Source organism: Labrys okinawensis, assembly GCF_047345005.1.
GTDB lineage: Bacteria > Pseudomonadota > Alphaproteobacteria > Rhizobiales > Labraceae > Labrys > Labrys okinawensis.
In genome coordinates this window covers 5,863,099-5,882,751 of sequence record NZ_CP178864.1, presented here as the reverse complement: position 1 = coordinate 5,882,751, position 19,653 = coordinate 5,863,099, and the positions used below count along the sequence as shown (strand labels likewise).

Below are 19,653 nucleotides of genomic sequence, written 5' to 3'. Positions count from 1 at the left end.
GTCACGCAAAAAAAGCAGTTCGTCGAAAATCAATCAGGCGCTGCCGCGGCGCAGCAGCGCTACCGCATCGCCAACCAGTTCCTCCATCTTGTCGGGCTGCTTCGCCAGAGGCAGGCTCGCAACGAGCAGCGTCAGCCCGACATTCACGGCATGGCCGGTCAGGTGCTGCGGCGGGGGAACAGGCTGTTCGGTATTGGGCGACAGATTGCCGCCGCTCCAGCCCGCTGCCAGCGCGGCCCAGGCGCAGGCCCCTTTGAGTGGATCCTCCATGCCACCGTCGAGAGCCGCGCGGCGTGTCGCCTCCATGGGCGCCTTCAGCCATTCCTCGGCCAGCTTCAGCAGAGCCGCGTCGGCCCCGCTCGGCCGCGGTGCCTGTTGGCGCAACGCATCGCACAACCACTGAACCGCCTCGCGGCGAGGCAATACAAAGGCACAAAATGCCATCGCCTTCCGTACGCTTCCTTGCGCTATCAAGCTGTCAATGAACGCGAAGGGATCGAGTTCGAGGTTGCCGGAAAACTCGCCACGCAGGTTCGGGAAGGCGTCGATGACTTGTCGGGCCGTCGAGAACCGAAGATGCTTCATCTCGTCTCCTTCGGCCGCTCAAGCAAAATGCGTTCAGATCGAAACATTTTCTTCTCTAACTCTTTGTTTAAACGCATTTTTGCAATTTATACCGATTTCGTCCAACCAAAAATGCTCAGCAGCATCTGTGTCGGGTCCTGAACCGGCTCTGACGCAGCTGGCCTCCGTCATTGTATCGTGGGCCGCAAGCGAACACCATTTCGTGCGTGCGTGTCCGGCGGATCGGTAAGGTCTGGTCGATTTTTGGAAGGGCCCGACTCTCGCTCGAAGCGCACCGGCCGCCTCTGCGCCACTGTACCATTGTTCGGACTTGTGTGAATCCGCGAATGCATCCAGCATTTGCGGACGCAAACGGTGGAAACAAACTATCGTATTTGAACCTTGACGGCACCTTCCGTCAAATTGCAAAACGCATCAGTTTATGAGGACCAGGCCGCCCTGGATGATGAGCGGTGCGCTGGCCGTCACCTGGCCGAGTGCGTTCGACTTTATGTTGACCAGGGCATCGGCCTCCAAGGTGATCATCGTCGACTTGAGCTTTATGCTGACCGGATCCATGGTGAAAGTGCTTTGGCCCACGGTGAATTCGATCTTTTCATTGGCCTTCACCGTCCAGGTCGACATGATGCTTTCGTCGCGGTTGTTGCCGATGGTGACCTTGACATTCTGCCCGATGTCGCGCCGCTCGTCGTTCTCGACCTTGCCTTCGAGATCGTGCTGCGCATGGAAGCGGATCAGCTCGTCTCCTGCCGTGTCGTCCATGATCAGCTCGTTGTAGCCCGATCCCTTGAGTGTCTGGGTCTTGGTGCCCGATACGGCGTTGAGCTTGTCCTTCACATAGGGCGCGACATTATCCTTGTTGTAGACGCTGCCCGTCACCAGGGGGTAATCGGGGTCTCCCTCCAGATATTCGACCACCACTTCCATGTCGATGCGCGGAATCTTGACGTCGCCCCAGCCATTTCCGGCCCAGCTCTGGGCTATGCGCACATAGCGAGAATGGACCTTGTCGCGGTCCCAGTAGAACTGGACCTCGATGCGGCACTGGTCGTCCACGTCGCTCACCACCTTGGCGGTCTGCGGCCCGTAGATGACCGGCTTTCGCGTCGTCGCCGGAGCCCGGAACGGAATATCGATAGGCTGGAACTCGTAGTTGCCGGAATATCCCTCGTCGCCCGTAGCATTGGCCGAACGATAGGCCTGAGACCGGAACAGGTGATTGGCCCGCAGGATCAGATATTTGGTTCCCTTGCTGGCTGGCGGGGTCCCGTCCAGCGTGATGGTGAAACCCGGGCAGCAGGTGACGGCATCGCCGCCGGCAATGACGCGCTTGTCTATCGCCTGCTCGGCTTCCAGCCGGACATTGGCAAGCGTGGTGCCCTCGCCCTTTTCCGTATAGCGGCCGGGATAATCATAGAGTTCGAGGTCGCCATGCTGGTATTTGGCGCTGGCCGTCTTCTCCGCCAGCAAATCGGTGCTGGGCTTCTCGTAGTCGTAATCCTCGAGCGTGACCTTGCCGGAGCGCAGGCGCCGGCCCTCCGCCCATTCGTTCAGCCTGTCCTTGGCGGTGATGTTGTCGAGGCCCACCGCCGAGAATTCGAGCGCCGCCCCGCCAAGCTTGGGCTCATGCGCCGAGCTCGAATCCACCAGGATGAGCTTGTGGTCGGAGTCGCTGTGCTCGAAATAATAATAGATGCCGTATTCCTCCATGAGCCGCGACATGAAGGCAAAATCGCTTTCGCGATACTGGACGCAATATTCAAGCTCCGGGTAGCTCTCCGATAGCCTCTTCTCGAACTGGACGAAGCCGCGGTTGCCCAGCACCTCGCTGAGAATGTCCGGTACGGTCTTATGGCTGTAGATCTTGCAATTGGTGGTCCGGGTCAAAAGCCAGAACCACGGGCGGAGCACCAGGCGATAGTAGCGAAGGTCCTGATCCCTACCGACCCACTGCGCCTCCACCAGCACACCGCTGAAGTTGCGCTTGACGCCCTCGTGGTGCGACTGGATTTCCAGACCGCACTTGGTCCCGAGAATCTTGTCGAAGTCGACATCATTGTCGTCGCTGACCACTTCGAGGCGATACTCGAAAAGTTCGCTGAGGGCCTCCGAACCTTCGAAACGGGTTACGACGAGCTTGTCCTTGCCAAGGCTGCTCGTGAAAGATCCCATTCGCGTGTCTTGAGCGAATAATTGTGCCACAGCATACCCTCATTCAGCCAAGGTCGGCCAATGGAGGCTAGCTCTCTTCGAGTTCAGCGTCTACCGCGCAAGCGCATTGTCGCTTCCCACATTTAGGGGGGGCCTGCGCCATAGTTCCTGAGGCGGCGGACTGGCGCGGCTCTACATTCTTGCTATTCTTATTCTGGCTCTGCATTGAAGGTTCTGGTTGGGCGGAGATCCGGTCGGGTCGTGGTTTTGCTTTGAGGATGGTGTGATGAGCCCGGTTGCGGACGGCTTCAGGCAGTTGGGGCACCTGTTCGCTACCGACACCCTGGCTGTCATCGCGGTCATTGCTTTCATGGGCTGGCTCCTGCGGAGAAACGAGGCCGTCCTGGCGTGGCTTTCATTCGCGGGTCTGGCCTGGTTCGTATTCAATCTCGACGGCTTGCCTTTCATCGAAGCCTGGCCATTCGAATTCCCGGCCGGCCAATCTGCCTTGCTCTATCCGTTGCTCTTGGCCACCATGGGCTTGGCGGCGAGTTTCCTTGGCGTGGCCGTGCCGCGGCCCCTGGCCATCACGGCAGCAGTGGCGTCCCTGGCGCTCGGCGCGGCTGCAACCGTGTTTCATGGCCTGGAATTCACGCGGATAGTGGCCCTTGCAAGCATATGCGTGACGCTGCTGATGCTCGGCTTTTTCGCGACGGGCGGAGGGGAGCGCATTAGCTCGCTCGACAAGCTGGTCCTGGTCTCGATCTATGCGCTCGGCCTGTCCGCAACCGCTGTCGATCTGTTCGCAGGGAAAATCTGGCCCGCCACGGGATTGCTGCTTTCGCCCTATGCGGGCGTGCTCCTGCTGGGTTTCAGTGGTTTCATCATCCTGCGCCGGATGTTGGCTACTGCCGAGGCGCGGGAGAAGCTCAACGAAGCACTGGGCCAGCGCATCGAGACCACCAAGGCCAATCTGCTCGCCAGTGAAAGCGCGCGTCATTCCCTGGAGGTCGCCCATGCCGTCAAGCTGGAGCGGGAGCGCCTCATGCGCGAGATCCATGATGGCATTGGGTCGAGCCTGGTTGCGGCGCTGGCTTCGGCCGAGCGGCAGGGCAAGGAGAGCACCACCGCCGTGGTTGCCTTGAAGGGCGCCTTGACCGACCTGAGGGTGGCGATCGACTCTCTCGAGCCGGTGGAAGGCAATGTCGCGACGCTTCTGGCAAGCTTTCGCTATCGATATGAGCCGGAGCTGCGCAAATCCGGAATCGGCATCAAGTGGATGGTCGAAGATGTGCCGGAGCTCGAGTGGCTCGACGCACCGAGCGCCCTGCATGTGCTGCGTATCCTGCAGGAGTCGATCAGCAATACGATGGGTCACAGCAAGGCGACGCAGCTCAGCTTCAAATGCAAGATGGCGCTTCTGCTGGGACGGCCAGGCCTTCGTGTCGAGGTTGCCGACAATGGTACGGGTTTCAATGCCGAAGCCCCGGTGATGGGGCGCGGGCGCCGAAACATGGCTCAACGCGCCGAGGCTCTCGGCGGCAAGCTGGATGTCCTGAGCAAGCCGGGCGAGGGAACCACAACCATTCTTTGGCTGCCCCTGGTTCGCCGGCAGGGGCTGAATCTGGAAGCGGGTCACGCCGCCGATCTATGAAGTATGCTATGGCGGCTCCCACATATAGGGGGTTGCGGGCACCGGCCCGGATCATCATCATTTCCCGTGGCGTTTTGCGATATGACGGCATCGGCAGGAACGCAACGCGCGTCGAAACAAGAGTTAGAGCACAACGCCGCCTCAATGCATTTTGCTCTGGTGCGAACCAACAGGTAGACCAAGATGGCTGTGTATGCCGGCCTCGAAGACCAGATTTCAGCCGACTCACCCTGTGGGCCCGATCCCGATGGCGATCCGGAGGCTCAGAACTTTCTGAGCGTTGCCGAAGGTCAGCTGCCGGCAAGTTATCGTACATTCAATAAGAAATCGTTCGAAGCCAAGCAAACGCTGTCATCCTTGAGAGATTATCTCAAGAAGTCGCGCGATGTCAGATATCTCATCCTGGCCGCAAAGTATCATATTCTGTCGGATGATCTGCAGGGTTTCATCGACGCGATCACGGCCACGAATGCGTTGCTGTCGGCGCAGTGGGAGCACTGCCATCCAACCGAAGCCGCTGGGGGCGCGGAGCTGAGATCCGCCTTCCTGAAATCGCTGGACGACCTGCCGACGGTGGTCTTGCCGTTGCAGAGCGCCACCCTCATCAACGACAAGCGATTGGGCGCGCTGTCCATGCGCTCGATCCTGGTGGGGGAGAAGAAACTGCCCGTCCGCGATGGGGAAACGATCGTCGATCCGTCAGGCATCAAGGATGCCTTTCTTCGTTTCGAACCCCTGCAGCAGCTTGTGGATCTGCAAGCCAGTCTCCAAACGATCCTGGCCAGCCTGGATGGCCTGCGCCAGCTCTTCATCGACAAGGCCGATCACCAGACTGCCCCGCAATTCGAGCAACTGCCGGAACTGGTTCAGTCGATCCGCGCCTATCTCGGCGATATCGTCGCGACGCGGCAACCTGGTCTCGCGGAGACCGAGCCCGACGAGGAAGCAGGCATCGAGGAGAGCGCCGCGACCGTTGCATCGCCGTCCTCCGGACCGCGCGATGTCGCCTCGGTGAAGGAGGCCTCGAACGCGCTGGCTGCAATCCTCGCCTATTATGCTGGTCATGAACCGTCGAGCCTGGCCAGGCTGCTGATCAAGCAGGCGCACCAGCTTGTCGGAAAATCGTTCGTCGAGGTCATGAAGATCCTGGCGCCCGGCCTGGTCGAGAAGGCGAAGATCCAGATCGGCGGCACCGCGCCCTTCGCCCTGAATTTCGCTCAGCTTACCGCGCTTGCCGCCGACGAAGGCAAGCAGGTGGATGGCGAGGCCGAGGCGCGCAGCTATACCGTCGCCACGCGTGCAGAAGCCACGGCGCTGATGCGCCAGGTTGAGTTGTTCTACAACAACATCGAGCCTTCGAGCCCGATTCCCATGCTGATCGAAAAGGCGAGAAACTTCGTCGCCAAGGACTTCAATGCTCTTCTCACGGAAATATCACGCAAAGATGAGAAGTAGGACGACAAGTCGTGAGTCATCGGGGCGATGAAACTAGATTAACGGGCGAGACGCTCGGAGATCTTAGTAAGATGCCCGCAATTGCTCTTCTATGCTTTCGAGTATGGTGTCGATATCACTATCGCGAGAGCGGCGAGAAATTGTTTCTAAAACTGGTACAATGCGACCCAAAGTATTTCAGGAGGCGTTAGTGGAGATGCTAACCTCAAATCGAGACCCCGGTAATCGGCATTGTCTTGCCTGGAAGGCGGTCCTGCCGGTCGCAGCGCTCGCGGCAGCGATGCTTGCGTTGCCGGCAAGCGCCAAGGCGGCCGAGCGCCGCGTCGCCTTTGTCGTCGGAAACAGCCATTATGCGGTCGTTCCGCCGCTCAACAATCCCGACAACGACGCGCAGGCCGTTGCTGCGGCCTTGAAGCGTCAGGGCTTCGAGGTGGTGTCGGCGCTCGACCTCGATCGCAACGACTTCGACAAGGCCCTCCAGCGCTTCATCCGATCGCTGCCGGGGTCCGAGCTCAGCGTGTTCTACTATTCCGGCCACGGCATCCAGGTGGGGGGTGACAATCGCATCATTCCAATCGATGCGAAGCTGAAGGACCCGGCCGACCTGGAGGTCGAGACGATCAACGTCAAGACGATCGTTGCCTATATGCAGCAGAACTCGAAGACGCAGCTGGTCTATCTCGATTCCTGCCGCACCAATCCGTTCCAGTCGCGGTCATTCCTGGTCGGGCCCGAAAAGCAGATGGCGGTGGCCGGCGTCGGTCTGGCGCCGCCGGCCAGCGTGCCCAGCAGCCTCATCGCCTATTCGACCCAACCGGGGGCCGTCGCCGAGGATGGCACGGGCGACAAGTCGCCGTTCACGGCGTCCATGCTCAAATATTCCTTCACCTTGGGCGTCGACGTGCAGAAGGCGCTCGACAAGGTGACACAGGACGTGTGGGACGCAACCAAGGAGCGCCAGCGCCCTTGGTCGGTCGATACGCTGGCGCAGCCTGTCTACCTGGCCAAACCGGCGATCCGCATCGTTGCGGCGATGCCGGCCCAGGCCACGGCGACCGCGGCCGTCAAGATCGGGCCCGCTCCAAGGCAGCAGCCGACCGAGGTTGCGACCGTTGAGGCTCCGGTGCAGGTTGCCGTGTTGCTGGGAGAGACCTTGAACACACCGCGCCGCGTTCCAATCGGCGTTGGCCAGGTGGCAATGCTGGGTGACTTGCCGCTTGTTCGCGCCGCGACGGGGGCGCAGATCCAAATCGCGGCGGCGCCGAACCTTGGCACCATGTATCTCAACGGCAAAGCGCTGGCCGAGGGCGACGTGGTCGATCAGAACGCCATTCGCGCCGTGACGTTCGAGCCCTCCATCGGCTCGGAAGGCAAGATCCAGAGCGTTCAGCTCAAGGTCGAACAGCCCGGCGGCAATGGCCAGGTCGTCACCGGCAAGCTCGAATCCTTCGTTCCTGCCTGCGATGAGCAGGCGGGCGAACCGCTCGACCCGCAGGGCGTCACCGCCGGAAAACTGCCGAACGAGATCGATCCCCTGCCGGCCCTTGCCGCCTGCGGGGAGGCTGCCGCGAAATTCCCGGAGGTCGCGCGCTACAAATACGAACTCGGACGCGCCAAACTGGCCGACAAGGATGTGGCCGGGGCGATCGAACAGTTCAATGCTGCGTCGGATGTCGGGTATACGCGCGCCTATTATGAGTTGGGCTACCTGGCGGAACGCGGCCTTGGGCGCCCCCAGGATGTGGTCGAGGCCAATCGGCTGTTCAAGATGGGATCGGACCGCGGTGACCCCTATGCCATGCTGGCCTACGGCCGCAATCTCACGCTCGGGCGCGGTGTACCCAAGTCCGTCGATGACGGCGTCAAGCTGCTGAACCGGGCCGTCGAACTCGGTCACACCTATGCGATGAATACGGTCGGCGCCATGTATTACTACGGCCAGAACCTGCCTGCCGATCCCGAGCGCGGCATCAAGTTCTACGAAGCCGCGTTGGCGCGCAACGATATCTACGCCATGCGCAATATGGGCATCGCATATCTCGAAGGAAATGGCGTAGCGCGCAATCCGGCGACCGCGATGGAGCTTTTCAAGAAGGCTTCGGATGGCGGCCATCCTAGTGCGCCCACCAATATCGGTGCGATGTATTTCAAGGGCGATGGCGTCAAGAAGGATCTGGCGACCGCAATGAGCTGGTATCAGATCGGCGCGGAGCGCGGCGATTATTATGCGGCCTCGAATCTGGCGTGGATCTATTCGAAGGGCCCCAAGCCTCAGAGGGATCTGGAGAAGGCCGTATGGTATTCGAGCCTTGCCGTCGCCATGGACGCCTATGGGGAGCACAAGGAGGAAGCAGATAGCCTTCGCGCCTTGCCGCTGGCCGAGAAGAAGAAGACCGTCGAGAAGCTGAACAGCGAGCTGGGAAGCGACGCCGTGACGCCCTCCGCCGATATCAACGACACGCTTGTGGTTCTTGCCCGCAAGGCCTGGCAGAAGCGCAATCCACGCCTCGACCTGTTCTGACGGATTGTGATTTTGTCGAAGCGCGTTTTCGGGCCTTCCCCGGTATGCTGGGGAAGGCGGCAAAGACCGGAGGCTCGCGGCGGAGCTCCTCGATCCCAAAAGCGTCTATCGATCCATCCGGAGCGGAAAGCGCGGCTCTTTCCTTGAGCGCCTGAGCGTCGTTCGATGCTGATGGACCATATGAGTTTTCGGCCTGACTCTGAGCTTGCCAAAGCGATTGGCCAACCAGCACATGCGCCGTCTCCAGCCTCGGACCTGATTTCGGATCAGGTCCGAGGCTGCAACGGTCGTACCGTCCTCAGTAAGCGAACTGATGCGCGGACATCTCGTAGTCCGCCAGCGTCATCATCCTCACGTCGATGAGATCGTAGTCCACCATGAGATAGCCGCTGTCGGTGACGATAACCGCTTCAGGCCGGGTCTCAAGGAGATCCTGCGCCATGACCCCCACATAGACCGGGCCACCCCAGACATAGCGGAATCGATAGATCGGCAGGCCGCTGGGAGAGTGGCCGAGGGTTTGGATGTCGGTCTTGAGGCGCCGATCAGACCAGCCGCCACCGCCGCCGGAACCACCGCCGCCACCGCCTCCACCACCACCGCCGCCGCCTCCACCACCGCCGCCGCCTCCACCACCGGCACTCGGGGTGGGACCGGACGCTGTGCTGTCAGGGACTGCCTCCGATGGCAGCTTCTTGCGGCGGTAGATCACGCGGCGTTGGGGATGAACAGGTCTCCGCTCCCAATCCGGTACCGGCTCCTCCAGGACCACAGGGCCACGATAGGCCGACCCGCAGCTGGCAAGCACAGCAGCCAAACCGCCTCCCAAGGCCCCCAGCAACAGGCCCCGACGCAGATCGAATTTGCTCGTCATCGATATCTCCTAAAATCTGACCGCACCCAAGGCGCCGATATTGAACTATAGCAAGTGCCGCGTATCCGGATGTGACGTCGCGCATAGACGGAGCAAGCTCAAACCGGGCTCTTCCTGTCCACTCGGCGCACCCGGCAGGTCGACAAGGCAAACTCTTGGAGGCCCTTGATGAGAATCTGGCCGCACCCGCTCACGGCGCAGCTGTGTTCGAGCCCGAGAAAGTAGACGAACAAGTTAAGGGAGGTCGCGACATCCGCTTCAGCGCCTCCGTCATAGAATATATGGGCCCGTCAGTGCCCCCCCAAACAGCGCTCCCCCATGTATTCAAGCCCACAAATATATACGCCAACCTCCATGGAGTATCAAATTCCTCGGAGGGGACTCACGGATCAGTGTGCGGGTGCTCGACGAGTGGTTTTGAGAAGACGATTCGAGGTCTCGCCGGGTGAGGTGTTGGGCCGATTCTCGGTCGAACAAGGACCTGGGCCAAAGACCTGGGCCAAGGACCTGGGCTAGGGATCTGGGCCAAGGATCTGGGCCAAGGATCTGGGCCAAGGATCTGGGCTCGACAGGATTGCGCTGGTCGGCCTCCGCAAGTCTTCCCAGGCCGGCTTTGCGCGCGAAAAGCTATGTATGTGAGGATGCAAATGAGAGTGGGCTGCGCAGGTCTTCAGTCGGACGGGCCAAGCGTGTGAGCGCTGGTTATATTATCCCGCGCCTCGTATTCCTCGAACGTAGGAAGTTCATCAAAAGCCGGCTGAAACATCTGCTTGTCGTATTCGAAACGCGGAACGTCGACAACATCATCAGGGGCGTATTCGACCCGCGCATATTCGATGCCGTTATTCTCGTTTCGAAAGAGCCCTCGCGCCTTCGACATGTCATTATCTCCCGTGTTCGGCCACGCAGCAACGCTGCCTGAAGCGGTTTGCAGAGATCGAGACATTGCCTCCTTGCTGAATGTACGCGGCGGCAATCCGTCTCGGGTGAATTCCATCCGAGCGGAAAAGTTCCGCTTTGGTCATATTCAAGAACGGCCCCGTTGCTCCCCGCCAAATCAGAGCGGAAAGGCATTTGTGCAAATCTTGATGTCGCCGAGCCTTTGCGGTCGCGCGACGACCACGTTCGTTGCCTGCGGCTGTCATACCCGGCGCGACGCGGGTGACGGCGAAATTATCTGCTGCCTCGGTTGGCCACGCTATTTGCGGCCGCTCATGGCGTCTCGGACTGCCACCATTCGAGAAATGAGGATATCGAGCTGGTCTGCATCGAAATCGATGCTGGCGAGAGGCTTGTCTTGTCCGAAAATCGTGAGCCTCGCCAGCGTCAGCTCCGGATTCGCCTCGATGGCAATATAATCCTTGGGCTGCGTGGCCAAAGCCTCCGACGACTTGTTGGCTTCAGTTATCAGCCGGTTGACGGATGCCTGGCTTTGCTCGGAGTCCATTACCAGCTCGCAACAGTGTTGATGTCTTCTTTATAAGGTATCTGAGTATGGCCGATGAAGGAGCGGATTGTGTAATTTTCTTGTTCTGTTGTTCGAGATTTCTGTTTGGCCGAGGGTAGGCGATGAATTGGCGACGATCGCCAGCGGGACGCCGGCAGTTGATGTGCGGTGTTGAGAAGGAGCAATCGATATCTCCACTACCGGCTCCAGATAGTCATGGTTGCCACCTCTGGCCTGTCAATCCCGACAAGCAAGAAATGCGCCAATCCCGGCCAAAGCGAAAAGCAACAGCAGCAATAGAGACGATCAGAACGAGAACGTCCTGGTAAACCAACATCGCGCTTGTCTGAAACGAGATGTACGTATTCCGGAACTCTCGCCGAAGTATCGACTTTTGAGGTTTCCGGTTTTTCGCCTGTTTGTAACAGTTCGTTTCGGAGACAGGAGCACGCAGCTTCATCCTGCACAAACGATGAGGATCGGCGGGTACGGCACATGGAAGCTCGGACCCCGGAGGCATTGCCCCCGGTCAGCGCTGAGCGCTGTATCTTGCTGTCCATTTCTCTGCCTGACAGCGAATGCATGTGAACGACAAGCAGGGGAACTCGATCCCGGCAAGCGTGAACGCTGAGGAACTTTTTTGTTCAGATGGAATTCAATCTTCAGACGCCACCGTGGCGTGCATGTCAACAAGGAGGCGAATATGTCTCGATTACTGCACCTTGGTATTCTTTCGGCGACACTGCTGGCTGCAAGCTCGGCACTAGCCGTTCCAACGGCCCCGCTCCACACTTCGGATTCGAAGTCAGTCGTCGAAGTCCGGTACCATGGGGGCTTCTGCCCGCCAGGCTCCAAGCTCACGAGCCAGGGCGGCTGCAAGGTCACCGATTGGACCAGGCATCATCCGGCGCAGAACCCCAACCGCTACTACAACGAGGGCTACTACGGCTACGACAGGCCACCGCCACCGCCCTATGGATATCGGCGCCCACCGCCGCCTTATGACGATGGCTATTGAGCAAAACGTCATTTGCGACGGCAAGGATTGAGGCTCATCCCGTGGTGAATGATCACCACGGCCTTGGGCGAAACTACAAGCACGAGAAGTCTTAGGGCTGTCGGCTTGGGGTTTTGGCGGGGGTGAGACCGCGAGCCAAAAAGCCTCTAGCACTGCGATAAAAAGCCCCCTAGCACTGCGATGACGAGTTCAAATTCGAACCGACGCTCAACGCCTCAATCAGAAAATCGATGAGCAGGCGCACCTGACGGAACTTGTCATCAAAGCGTGTGGAGGACACAGATCGGCGTGGTGAACATCGCTATCTCCGGCAGCTCGATATTTAATCCTCCGGCGGCAAGAACCATCCGCGATCGCAAGGCGCGCAAATTGTAAGATGCCAACCCCTTTGACGACCGCCTCGATTTGGGACTGAGCACGACAAAGCGCCTATGTGAAGGACTCACAAAGGGTTATTGCGCCTACTCTCAATTTGAGGGCCTCGAAGATTTCACGCAGGGCTATTGTTGTGTTTGCTATAGCATTGCGCTGACAGGGGCACAGGGGTTGTGGAAGGACACCCATGGGCGGGGCAATTGCGACAATCGGGCTCTTCTGTTGCTTGGGCGCCTTCATCGATTTTGTGCTCGGCAAGAATGGGCAGAAATCTTTGCGTGGTCAGCTGGAAACCTGGTGGCTGCGTATGAGCTACGTCGACTGGGGCAATTTTGGCCAAGCCGAGGCATCCCTCGCCGCGAATGCTATGGAGCGACTCTTCGGGCGCTTCTTTTCATTTCGCCGGCTGGCAATCCTGGCGACGTTATGGGTCGCGGCGATGCTTTTCCTGGTGATATGGCCCCTGCTTCACACCAACGATTTTTGGGGAGCAGGTATTTATTTGAACGCCGGAATCCTACTATTCTCTTTGTTCCACTTTTCAGTATCGACATCCATTACCATATATGCCGCCAAGAATATGGCACTGTACTTGACAGGAAAAAGCTATATTAATCTACTGGGGTATTTAATATTGGTAATATTTCAATATATTTTCCTATCTATATCGGTCAACGCATCTGTTTTGCTGCTCGCTTGCTTTGGAAGCTTCGTCGCCAAAATCTTTTCCCCTGATTTGAATATGGATATGGTGAAGCAAATCTTCGATTCGTTTAAAGATTCGCTGGTAAATTTGGATACTTACACCTTACAAGATTTTTTCGATAAATTTTACAGAACTTACATGTATCCGTACTTTGATTATGATTTTGGGCCGTCTTTTCCGAAGAGTGACTATTGGTCAAATCGTATTGGCTCAAACTTGATATTATTGGACATGTCTTTATCAGTTTTAATAAGTCTTCTACGTTTGGGTATAGCAGCGGGTTTTTTGATTACATTTATTTTAAAGCCATTACGCGGATTGATCATGGCGACTCTGTCGCGCGTCATTGAAAGCGATAAGCCAATCTTCACGCTCGTAATGGGCGCTATTGCCATGGTCGGCAGCGCAGCAAATGAGGTGATCAAGGTGTTTGCACCTTAGAGGCAGCGAACGCCTGCGAACGACAATGATACGGCAAGGCGCCCAAGTGAAGGAATCACAAGGGGTTATTGAACGTAAGCGTATGATGAGGAAGCGGTGGAATGGCGGAGAGGGAGGGATTTGAACCCCCGATGGAGTTGCCCCCATGCCGCATTTCGAGTGCGGTGCATTCAACCACTCTGCCACCTCTCCGCGGCTGGTCGGGCGCTACATATAGAGTTGTTCGGCGCGGGGCAAGATCGGAGTTGGGTAAAAGTCGGGGGAAATTTCGCCGCTTTTGCCGCCGGTCGTCGCTGGTTTGCACCAGCGGAAGGGAAGGGCGCTGCAATATGCGGGCACTCCAAGCCGGCACCCGCCCGATCCCCCACAAATCCGGTTGCCTCATCCCCTTCTCCTGCTCTATGCCGGGAACCGTAACGGCATTTGCCCGAGGCCCATGGTTCGCTATTCCGGATTTCGCCTTCTCGCCGAGGCTCTGCGCGGTCATCGCGGTTGGGGCCCAGCCTGGCGCAAGGCTTCGCCCAAATCCTCCTATGAGGTCGTCATCGTCGGCGGCGGCGGGCATGGGCTCGCCACGGCCTATTACCTCGCCAGGAATCACGGCATCACCGATGTCGCGGTGCTGGAGCGCGGAGGCATCGGGCTCGGCAATGTCGGGCGCAATACCACCATCATCCGCTCGAACTATTTTTCGCGGGAAAACATCCGCTTCTACGATTTTTCGCTGAAACTCTGGGAAGGGCTGGAGCAGGACCTCAACTACAATGCCATGGTCTCCCAGCGCGGTGCGCTCAACCTCGTGCATACCGACGGCCAGCGTGACCAGCTTGCCCGCCGCGCCAACCAGATGCTGCTGGAAGGCGTCGATGCCGAGTTGCTCGACAGGCAGGGCGTGAAAAAACTGGTGCCGCTGATCGACACCGACAATGGCCGCTTCCCGGTGATCGGCGGCTTCCTGCAGAAACGCGGCGGCACCGTGCGGCATGACGCGGTGGCCTGGGGCTATGCCAGGGCGGCGGACGCGCGCGGCGTCGACATCGTCGAGACCTGCGAGGTCACGGGCGTGAGGCGCGAGGGCGAGGCGGTCACGGGGGTCGAGACCAGCCGCGGCTTCATCGGGGCGAAGAAGGTGCTGTTCGCCGTCGCCGGTCATTCCTCGCGCCTGGCCGAAATGGCGGGTTTCCGCCTGCCGATCGAGACACATGTGCTGCAGGCCTTCGTCTCCGAGGGCGTCAAGCCCCTGATCGATCGCGTCGTCACCTATGGCGCCGGGCATTTCTATGTCAGCCAGTCCGACAAGGGCGGCGTCGTCTTCGGCGGCGCGCTGGACGGCTACAACACCTATGCGCGGCGCGGCAACCTGCCGATGGTGGAGGACGTGCTGGCCGCCGGCGTCACCCTGATGCCCGCGCTCGGGCGCCTGCGCGTGCTCAGGCAATGGGGCGGGGCGATGGACATGTCGCTCGACGGCAATCCGATCATCTCGACCACGCCGGTGGGCAACCTCTTCCTCAATGGCGGATGGTGCTATGGCGGCTTCAAGGCCATCCCGGCCGGCGGCTTCACAACGGCGCATCTGGTCGCGACGGGGCAGCCGCATCCGCTGATCGCGCATTTCGGGCTGGAGCGCTTCCGCGAGGGCCGCATGATCGACGAGCGCGGGGTCGGTCCCTATGCCTGGATGCATTGAGACGGGGGCGCGGCTGGGCGAGATGAGAGAGTCGAGGATGGGGCACGATGTCGAAGCCCCCTCGCCCCGCTTGTGGGGAGAGGATAGAGGTGAGGGGCGGCACAGGCCTACGAGGTGGGGAGTGCAGGAGTGTAAGACATTGGCTGGATACGGCGCCAACGTGGCAGAGCCAGGCTCGCTGATGTTGCACTGTCCCTCACCTCCATCCTCTCCCCGTAAGAACGGGGCGAGGCGGCGCAATCGACGCGCCTCATTCCTGGGCGTCTCATCTCGCCCAGCCGCAGGCTTGCTCCCATGCTGAGAATTCCCTGTCCCCATTGCGGCTTGCGCGACGAGTTCGAGTTCCGCTATCGTGGCGATGCCAGCGTCAGGCGCCCGGCCGCCGGGGCCGACGCCGAGGCCTTTTATACCTATGTCTATGAACGCACCAACCCGGCCGGTTGGCATCTCGAATGGTGGCTGCATGTCTCCGGCTGCCGGCGGCTCCTCAAGGTAGCGCGCCATACCGTGAGCCACGAAATCCAAGCCGTGGGCCTGCCGGACGATCCAATCGCGCTACCGGAGACCTCGGCATGAGCGGGCCCTACCGCCTCGAGACGGGCGGCCTCATCGACCGAGACAAGCCGCTCTCCTTCCGCTTCGACCGCAAGGTCTATCAGGGCTTCGCCGGCGATACGCTGGCCTCGGCTCTGCTCGCCAATGGCGTGCGCATCCTTGGCCGCTCCTTCAAATATCACCGTCCGCGCGGCGTCTTCACCGCCGGACCAGAGGAGCCCAACGCGCTGGTGGAGCTGCGTCGCGGGGCTCGGCGCGAGCCCAACATCCCCGCCACCACCATCGAGCTCTATGAGGGGCTGGAGGCCAGGAGCCAGAACCGCTGGCCTTCGCTCGGCTTCGACATCGGGGCGGTGAACAACCTCCTCTCGCCCTTCCTGCCGGCCGGCTTCTACTACAAGACCTTCATGTGGCCGCCCAAATGGTGGGAGGAGCTCTACGAGCCAATCATCCGCCGGGCGGCCGGCCTCGGCCGCGCCGCAGTGGAGCCCGACCCCGACCATTACGACATCATGCATGCCCATTGCGATGTGCTGGTCGTCGGCTCGGGGCCGCATGGTGTCGTCAGCGCGGTGCGCGCCGCGCGGGCCGGGCAGCGCGTGATCCTGATCGAGCAGGATTTCGAATTCGGCGGTTCCTCGCTGCTCGATCCGATCGCGGCGGGGGAGTTCGGGCCGGATTTCCGTGAGCTCTCGCATTTTCCCGATGTCACCCTGCTCAGGCGCACCACCGCCTTCGGCCTCTATGACGGTCTGGTCGTCGGTGCCGTCGAGCGCGTGGCCGATCACCTGCCTGCGCCTGGCGCCAACCAGGTACGGCAGCGCCAGTGGATCATCCGGCCCGGCCGCATCGTGCTCGCGGCCGGAGCTCTGGAGCGGCCAATCGCCTTCCCGGGCAACGACCGTCCGGGCGTGATGTTGGCCTCGGCCGCTGCGACCTATGTCGCGCGCTTCGGCGTGGCGCCGGGCCGCAAGGCCGTGTTCTTCCTCAACAATGATGCAGCCTATCGCGAGGCGGATGTCCTCGCCGAGGCCGGGATCGAGATCGCCGGCATCGTCGATGTCAGGCCGGATTCGCAGAAGGGCCGCGAAGCCGAGCGGAAGGGCTTTCCGGTCTGGTTCGGCTCCCAGATCGTGGCAACCGAGGGTGCGCCGCTCCATATCGTCACCGTCGCGCCGATCGCCGGCGGCGGCCGCTCGCAGATGTTGCTGGCGGACCTGCTCTGCGTTTCCGGCGGCTACAATCCGCAGCTCCAGCTTGCCAGCCAGGCGGGGCTGAAGCTCACCTGGGACGAGGCTGCCGCGACCTTTGTCGCGAAGGGGAATGATCGGATCCAGATCGCGGGCGGCGCGGCCGGGCTTGCCACCGGGGAGACGCCGCTGCTCCCCTTCTGGGAGGTGAAGTCCGAAGGCCGCGCCAAGTCCTTCGTCGACCTCCAGCACGATGTCACGGCCGATGACCTGCGCCTCGCCCACCGCGAGGGCTATTCCCATGTCGAGCACGCCAAGCGCTATACCACGCAGGGCATGGCGACCGATCAGGGCAAGACCGGCGGCCTCGTCGGCAGCGCCATCCTGGCCGAGGCCAGGGGTTTGAGTATCGCGGAGACGGGCCTGCCGACCTTCCGGCCCTATGTCTCGCCCGTCTCCTTCGGCGCGCTGGCGGGCGGGGAGACCGGCAGGCATTTCAAACCGCAGCGGCGTCTTGCCCTGCATGACTGGCACGCCCGCCACGGCGCCGTCTTCGTCAGGCTCGGCCTCTGGCTGCGCCCGCTGGTCTATTCGCCGGCCAAGGACATGAGCTGGGGCCCCGTGCTGGCGGAAGCCGCGAATGCGCGCAGCAGTGTCGGCGTGACCGATGCCTCTTCGCTCGGCAAGATCGACATTCAGGGCCGCGATGCCGGCGCCTTCCTCGACCGCATCTATGCCAACACCTTCTCGACGCTGCCCGTCGGCCGCGCCCGTTACGGGCTGATGCTGCGCGAGGACGGCATCCTGATGGACGACGGCACTACCTCGCGCCTGGCACCGGACCATTATTTCGTCACCACCACCACGGCCAATGCAGGGCCGGTGCTGGAGCATCTCGAATTCCACCACGAGGCGGTCTGGCCCGAGCTCGACGTGCAGATCACCAATGTCGCGGACCAATGGTCGACCTTCGCGGTGGCCGGCCCGAAGTCGCGCGCCGTGCTCGCCCGCATCGTCGATCTCGACCTGGAGGACGCCGCCTTCCCCTTCATGGCGGTGGCCGAGACCACTATCGCAGGTGTTGCGGGCCGGCTCTTCCGCATCTCCTTTTCCGGTGAGATGGCCTATGAGGTCAGCGTGCCCTCCGGCCATGCCGAGCCGGTGTGGGAGGCGATCATCGCCGCCGGCAAGCCCTTCGGCATCAAGCCCTATGCCCTCGACGCGCTCAACCTGATGCGGGTGGAGAAGGGCCATGTCGCCGGCAGCGAGCTCAACGGCCAGACCACCGCCGCCGATCTCGGTCTTGGCCGCATGCTGAAGAAAAATGGCGATTTCATCGGCAAGGTGCTTGCCATGCGTTCTGGACTGAACGATCCGCAACGCCTGTCGCTGGTGGGCGTCAAGGTCGCCGATCCCGAGAAGAAGCTGCGCGCCGGGGCTCATCTCCTCGTGAATGCCGAGTCGAAGGAGAGCCTCGGCTTCGTCACCGCCGCCTGCCCGACCACGGAAGGGCCCGGCTTCATCGGCCTGGCGCTGCTCGCCGGCGGCGCGGCGCATCTCGGCAAGGTGCTGCATGCCGCCGATCCCGTGCGGGGCGAGGCCTGCGACGTCACCATTAGCTCTCCGCATGTCGTCGACCCCGAGAACCGGCGGGTGAAGGACGCGACGCCTGTCGGCGAGGTCGAGAAGCTCATGCTGCGCCCCACGCCTCCCGGCGGGCACACCCTCATTCCCGACCGTGCTTCGGATCGCAATGGCCAGGTGCGTCTCACCGAGCGCAGCCCCGACGTTGCCGGGCTGAAGGCTCGCACGGGCAGCGAGGAGATGCTGCGGCGCGCGCTGCAGGCCCAGTTTGCCCTCGACCTGCCCGCAACCGGCAGCATCACCAGCGCCGGCCCTCTGACGGCGCTCGGCCTTGGCCCGGGCGATTGGCTTGTTCTCGACGAGCATGGCCGGGCCGGCGGGCTCGCCGTCAGCCTGAAGCACGCGGCGGGCGAGGCGGCCTCGGTGACCGACCAGTCCTTCGCCTTTGGCGCGCTCACAATCTCGGGCCCCAAGGCGCGCCCTGCGCTCGCCAAGGGCTGCCGCCTCGACCTCCACCCGAGGGTGTTCGGGCTTCGACGCGTGGCGCGCACCGTGATGGCGCAGGTCAATGTGATCCTCTGCCAGGGCACCGAGGAAGGCGTCTACGACCTGCTGGCGCCGTCCACCCTGGCGCAGTCCTTCGCGGAGTTCCTGGTCGAGAGCGCCGCGGAATTCGGGCTAAGCCTGGAATAAGAATCGATTGCTAGGTAAGGCGCGGCGCGGGTCGCGCCCCAGAACCTTCGATCTTGAGCGCCACCGTGGCCGCCTGCCGAGCGAATAGCCGCTCGCCCTGGCGTGTTAACCCGGCACCCGCCACAGGAAAACTCCTCGTGACCACCGATATCATGACTTCCGGCTCAGCCCGTTCCCGCCATGACGGGCTGACCATCGCCCTGCATTGGCTCACGGCCCTCCTCGTCGTCGCGCTATTCGCCAGCGCCGAGACCTGGGGCTTCCTGCCCAAGGGCACCTTCCTGCGCAAGGGCCTGCAATCGCTGCATATTTCCATGGGCCTGGCTTTGGCGGCCGTGATGGTGGCGCGCATACTCTGGCGCCTCGCCCGCCGTTATGAACTGCCTACCGACCTGCCGCGCTGGCAGGAGATGGCTGGCTCGCTCGTGCATCTGGCGCTCTATCTCCTGCTTGCGGCGCAGGTCGCCCTCGGTTTCCTCTTCCGCTGGGCCCAGGGCGAGCCCTTTTTCTTCTTCGGCCTGTTCGAGATCCCCCACGTTGCCATCGACCCCGATCTCACCCGCACATTCGGCGAACTGCACAACACCGTCGCCTGGACCATCGTCTGTCTCGCCGGCCTGCATGCCGTGGCCGCGTTGGGTCATCATTATGTTCTGAAGGACAAGGTGCTGCTGCGCATGATGCCGGGGAAATAGCTGGAACGTGGACGTCGGA

The 19,653-nt window shown here is 61.3% G+C and carries 14 protein-coding genes and 1 tRNA gene; 9 read left to right on the top strand and 6 right to left on the bottom strand.

Translation table 11 applies throughout. From position 1 onward, the window contains the following. Positions 1–33 precede the first annotated feature (33 nt). Positions 34–585, bottom strand: coding sequence for a DUF6931 family protein (locus ACMDCR_RS27480; RefSeq protein WP_413989659.1), 552 nt, complete (start codon positions 583–585; stop codon positions 34–36). Between the two features lie 414 nt (positions 586–999). Then, entirely contained in the window at positions 1,000–2,757 is a 1,758-nt protein-coding gene (locus ACMDCR_RS27475; protein ID WP_413989658.1) for a type VI secretion system Vgr family protein, read from the bottom strand. Positions 2,758–3,022: 265 nt separating this feature from the next. Between ACMDCR_RS27475 and ACMDCR_RS27470 the strand changes: the two genes are divergently transcribed. The 3 genes from ACMDCR_RS27470 to ACMDCR_RS27460 all read left to right on the top strand — a co-directional run bounded on the left by ACMDCR_RS27470 (position 3,023) and on the right by ACMDCR_RS27460 (position 8,366). Further along, positions 3,023–4,390 carry a sensor histidine kinase gene (locus ACMDCR_RS27470; RefSeq protein WP_413989657.1) on the top strand — a complete coding sequence of 456 codons (1,368 nt, stop codon included), beginning with the start codon at positions 3,023–3,025 and terminating at the stop codon, positions 4,388–4,390. 183 nt (positions 4,391–4,573) lie between these two features. After that, complete coding sequence (locus ACMDCR_RS27465) at positions 4,574–5,845, top strand: ImpA family type VI secretion system protein (protein ID WP_413989656.1); 1,272 nt, start codon at positions 4,574–4,576, stop codon at positions 5,843–5,845. A gap of 196 nt (positions 5,846–6,041) precedes the next feature. Then, positions 6,042–8,366 carry a caspase family protein gene (locus tag ACMDCR_RS27460; protein WP_413989655.1) on the top strand — a complete coding sequence of 775 codons (2,325 nt, stop codon included), beginning with the start codon at positions 6,042–6,044 and terminating at the stop codon, positions 8,364–8,366. A gap of 298 nt (positions 8,367–8,664) precedes the next feature. On the opposite strand, the gene ACMDCR_RS27455 is transcribed toward ACMDCR_RS27460, so the two are convergent. The 3 genes from ACMDCR_RS27455 to ACMDCR_RS27445 form a co-directional block, all read right to left on the bottom strand. Then, entirely contained in the window at positions 8,665–9,240 is a 576-nt protein-coding gene (locus tag ACMDCR_RS27455) for a tail fiber domain-containing protein (RefSeq protein WP_413989654.1), read from the bottom strand. A 670-nt stretch (positions 9,241–9,910) separates the two neighbouring features. Next, positions 9,911–10,120, bottom strand: coding sequence for a hypothetical protein (locus ACMDCR_RS27450; RefSeq protein ID WP_413989653.1), 210 nt, complete (start codon positions 10,118–10,120; stop codon positions 9,911–9,913). 318 nt (positions 10,121–10,438) lie between these two features. Next, the gene (locus ACMDCR_RS27445; RefSeq protein WP_413989652.1) at positions 10,439–10,687 is read right to left on the bottom strand and encodes a hypothetical protein; all 249 of its coding nucleotides are present in this window, start codon (positions 10,685–10,687) and stop codon (positions 10,439–10,441) included. Positions 10,688–11,390: 703 nt separating this feature from the next. Here ACMDCR_RS27445 and ACMDCR_RS27440 point away from each other — a divergent pair. Continuing rightward, complete coding sequence (locus tag ACMDCR_RS27440) at positions 11,391–11,705, top strand: hypothetical protein (protein WP_413989651.1); 315 nt, start codon at positions 11,391–11,393, stop codon at positions 11,703–11,705. Positions 11,706–12,267: 562 nt separating this feature from the next. Next, the gene (locus tag ACMDCR_RS27435) at positions 12,268–13,227 is read left to right on the top strand and encodes a hypothetical protein (RefSeq protein WP_413989650.1); all 960 of its coding nucleotides are present in this window, start codon (positions 12,268–12,270) and stop codon (positions 13,225–13,227) included. A gap of 102 nt (positions 13,228–13,329) precedes the next feature. On the opposite strand, the gene ACMDCR_RS27430 is transcribed toward ACMDCR_RS27435, so the two are convergent. Next, a tRNA-Ser gene (locus tag ACMDCR_RS27430) sits at positions 13,330–13,419 on the bottom strand. A gap of 244 nt (positions 13,420–13,663) precedes the next feature. Here ACMDCR_RS27430 and ACMDCR_RS27425 point away from each other — a divergent pair. From ACMDCR_RS27425 to ACMDCR_RS27410, 4 genes are all read left to right on the top strand, one after another. After that, entirely contained in the window at positions 13,664–14,917 is a 1,254-nt protein-coding gene (locus ACMDCR_RS27425; RefSeq protein WP_413989649.1) for a sarcosine oxidase subunit beta family protein, read from the top strand. Positions 14,918–15,211: 294 nt separating this feature from the next. Further along, positions 15,212–15,493: a sarcosine oxidase subunit delta gene (locus ACMDCR_RS27420; RefSeq protein WP_413989648.1), complete on the top strand. Its 282-nt coding sequence runs from the start codon at positions 15,212–15,214 to the stop codon at positions 15,491–15,493. After that, positions 15,490–18,939 (top strand): 2Fe-2S iron-sulfur cluster-binding protein, encoded by a 3,450-nt coding sequence (locus ACMDCR_RS27415; protein ID WP_413989647.1) that lies wholly within the window; start codon positions 15,490–15,492, stop codon positions 18,937–18,939. The genes ACMDCR_RS27420 and ACMDCR_RS27415 overlap by 4 nt, the downstream gene beginning before the upstream one ends. A gap of 137 nt (positions 18,940–19,076) precedes the next feature. Further along, positions 19,077–19,634, top strand: a complete 558-nt coding sequence (locus tag ACMDCR_RS27410) for a cytochrome b (RefSeq protein ID WP_413989646.1) — start codon at positions 19,077–19,079, stop codon at positions 19,632–19,634. Positions 19,635–19,653 lie beyond the last annotated feature (19 nt).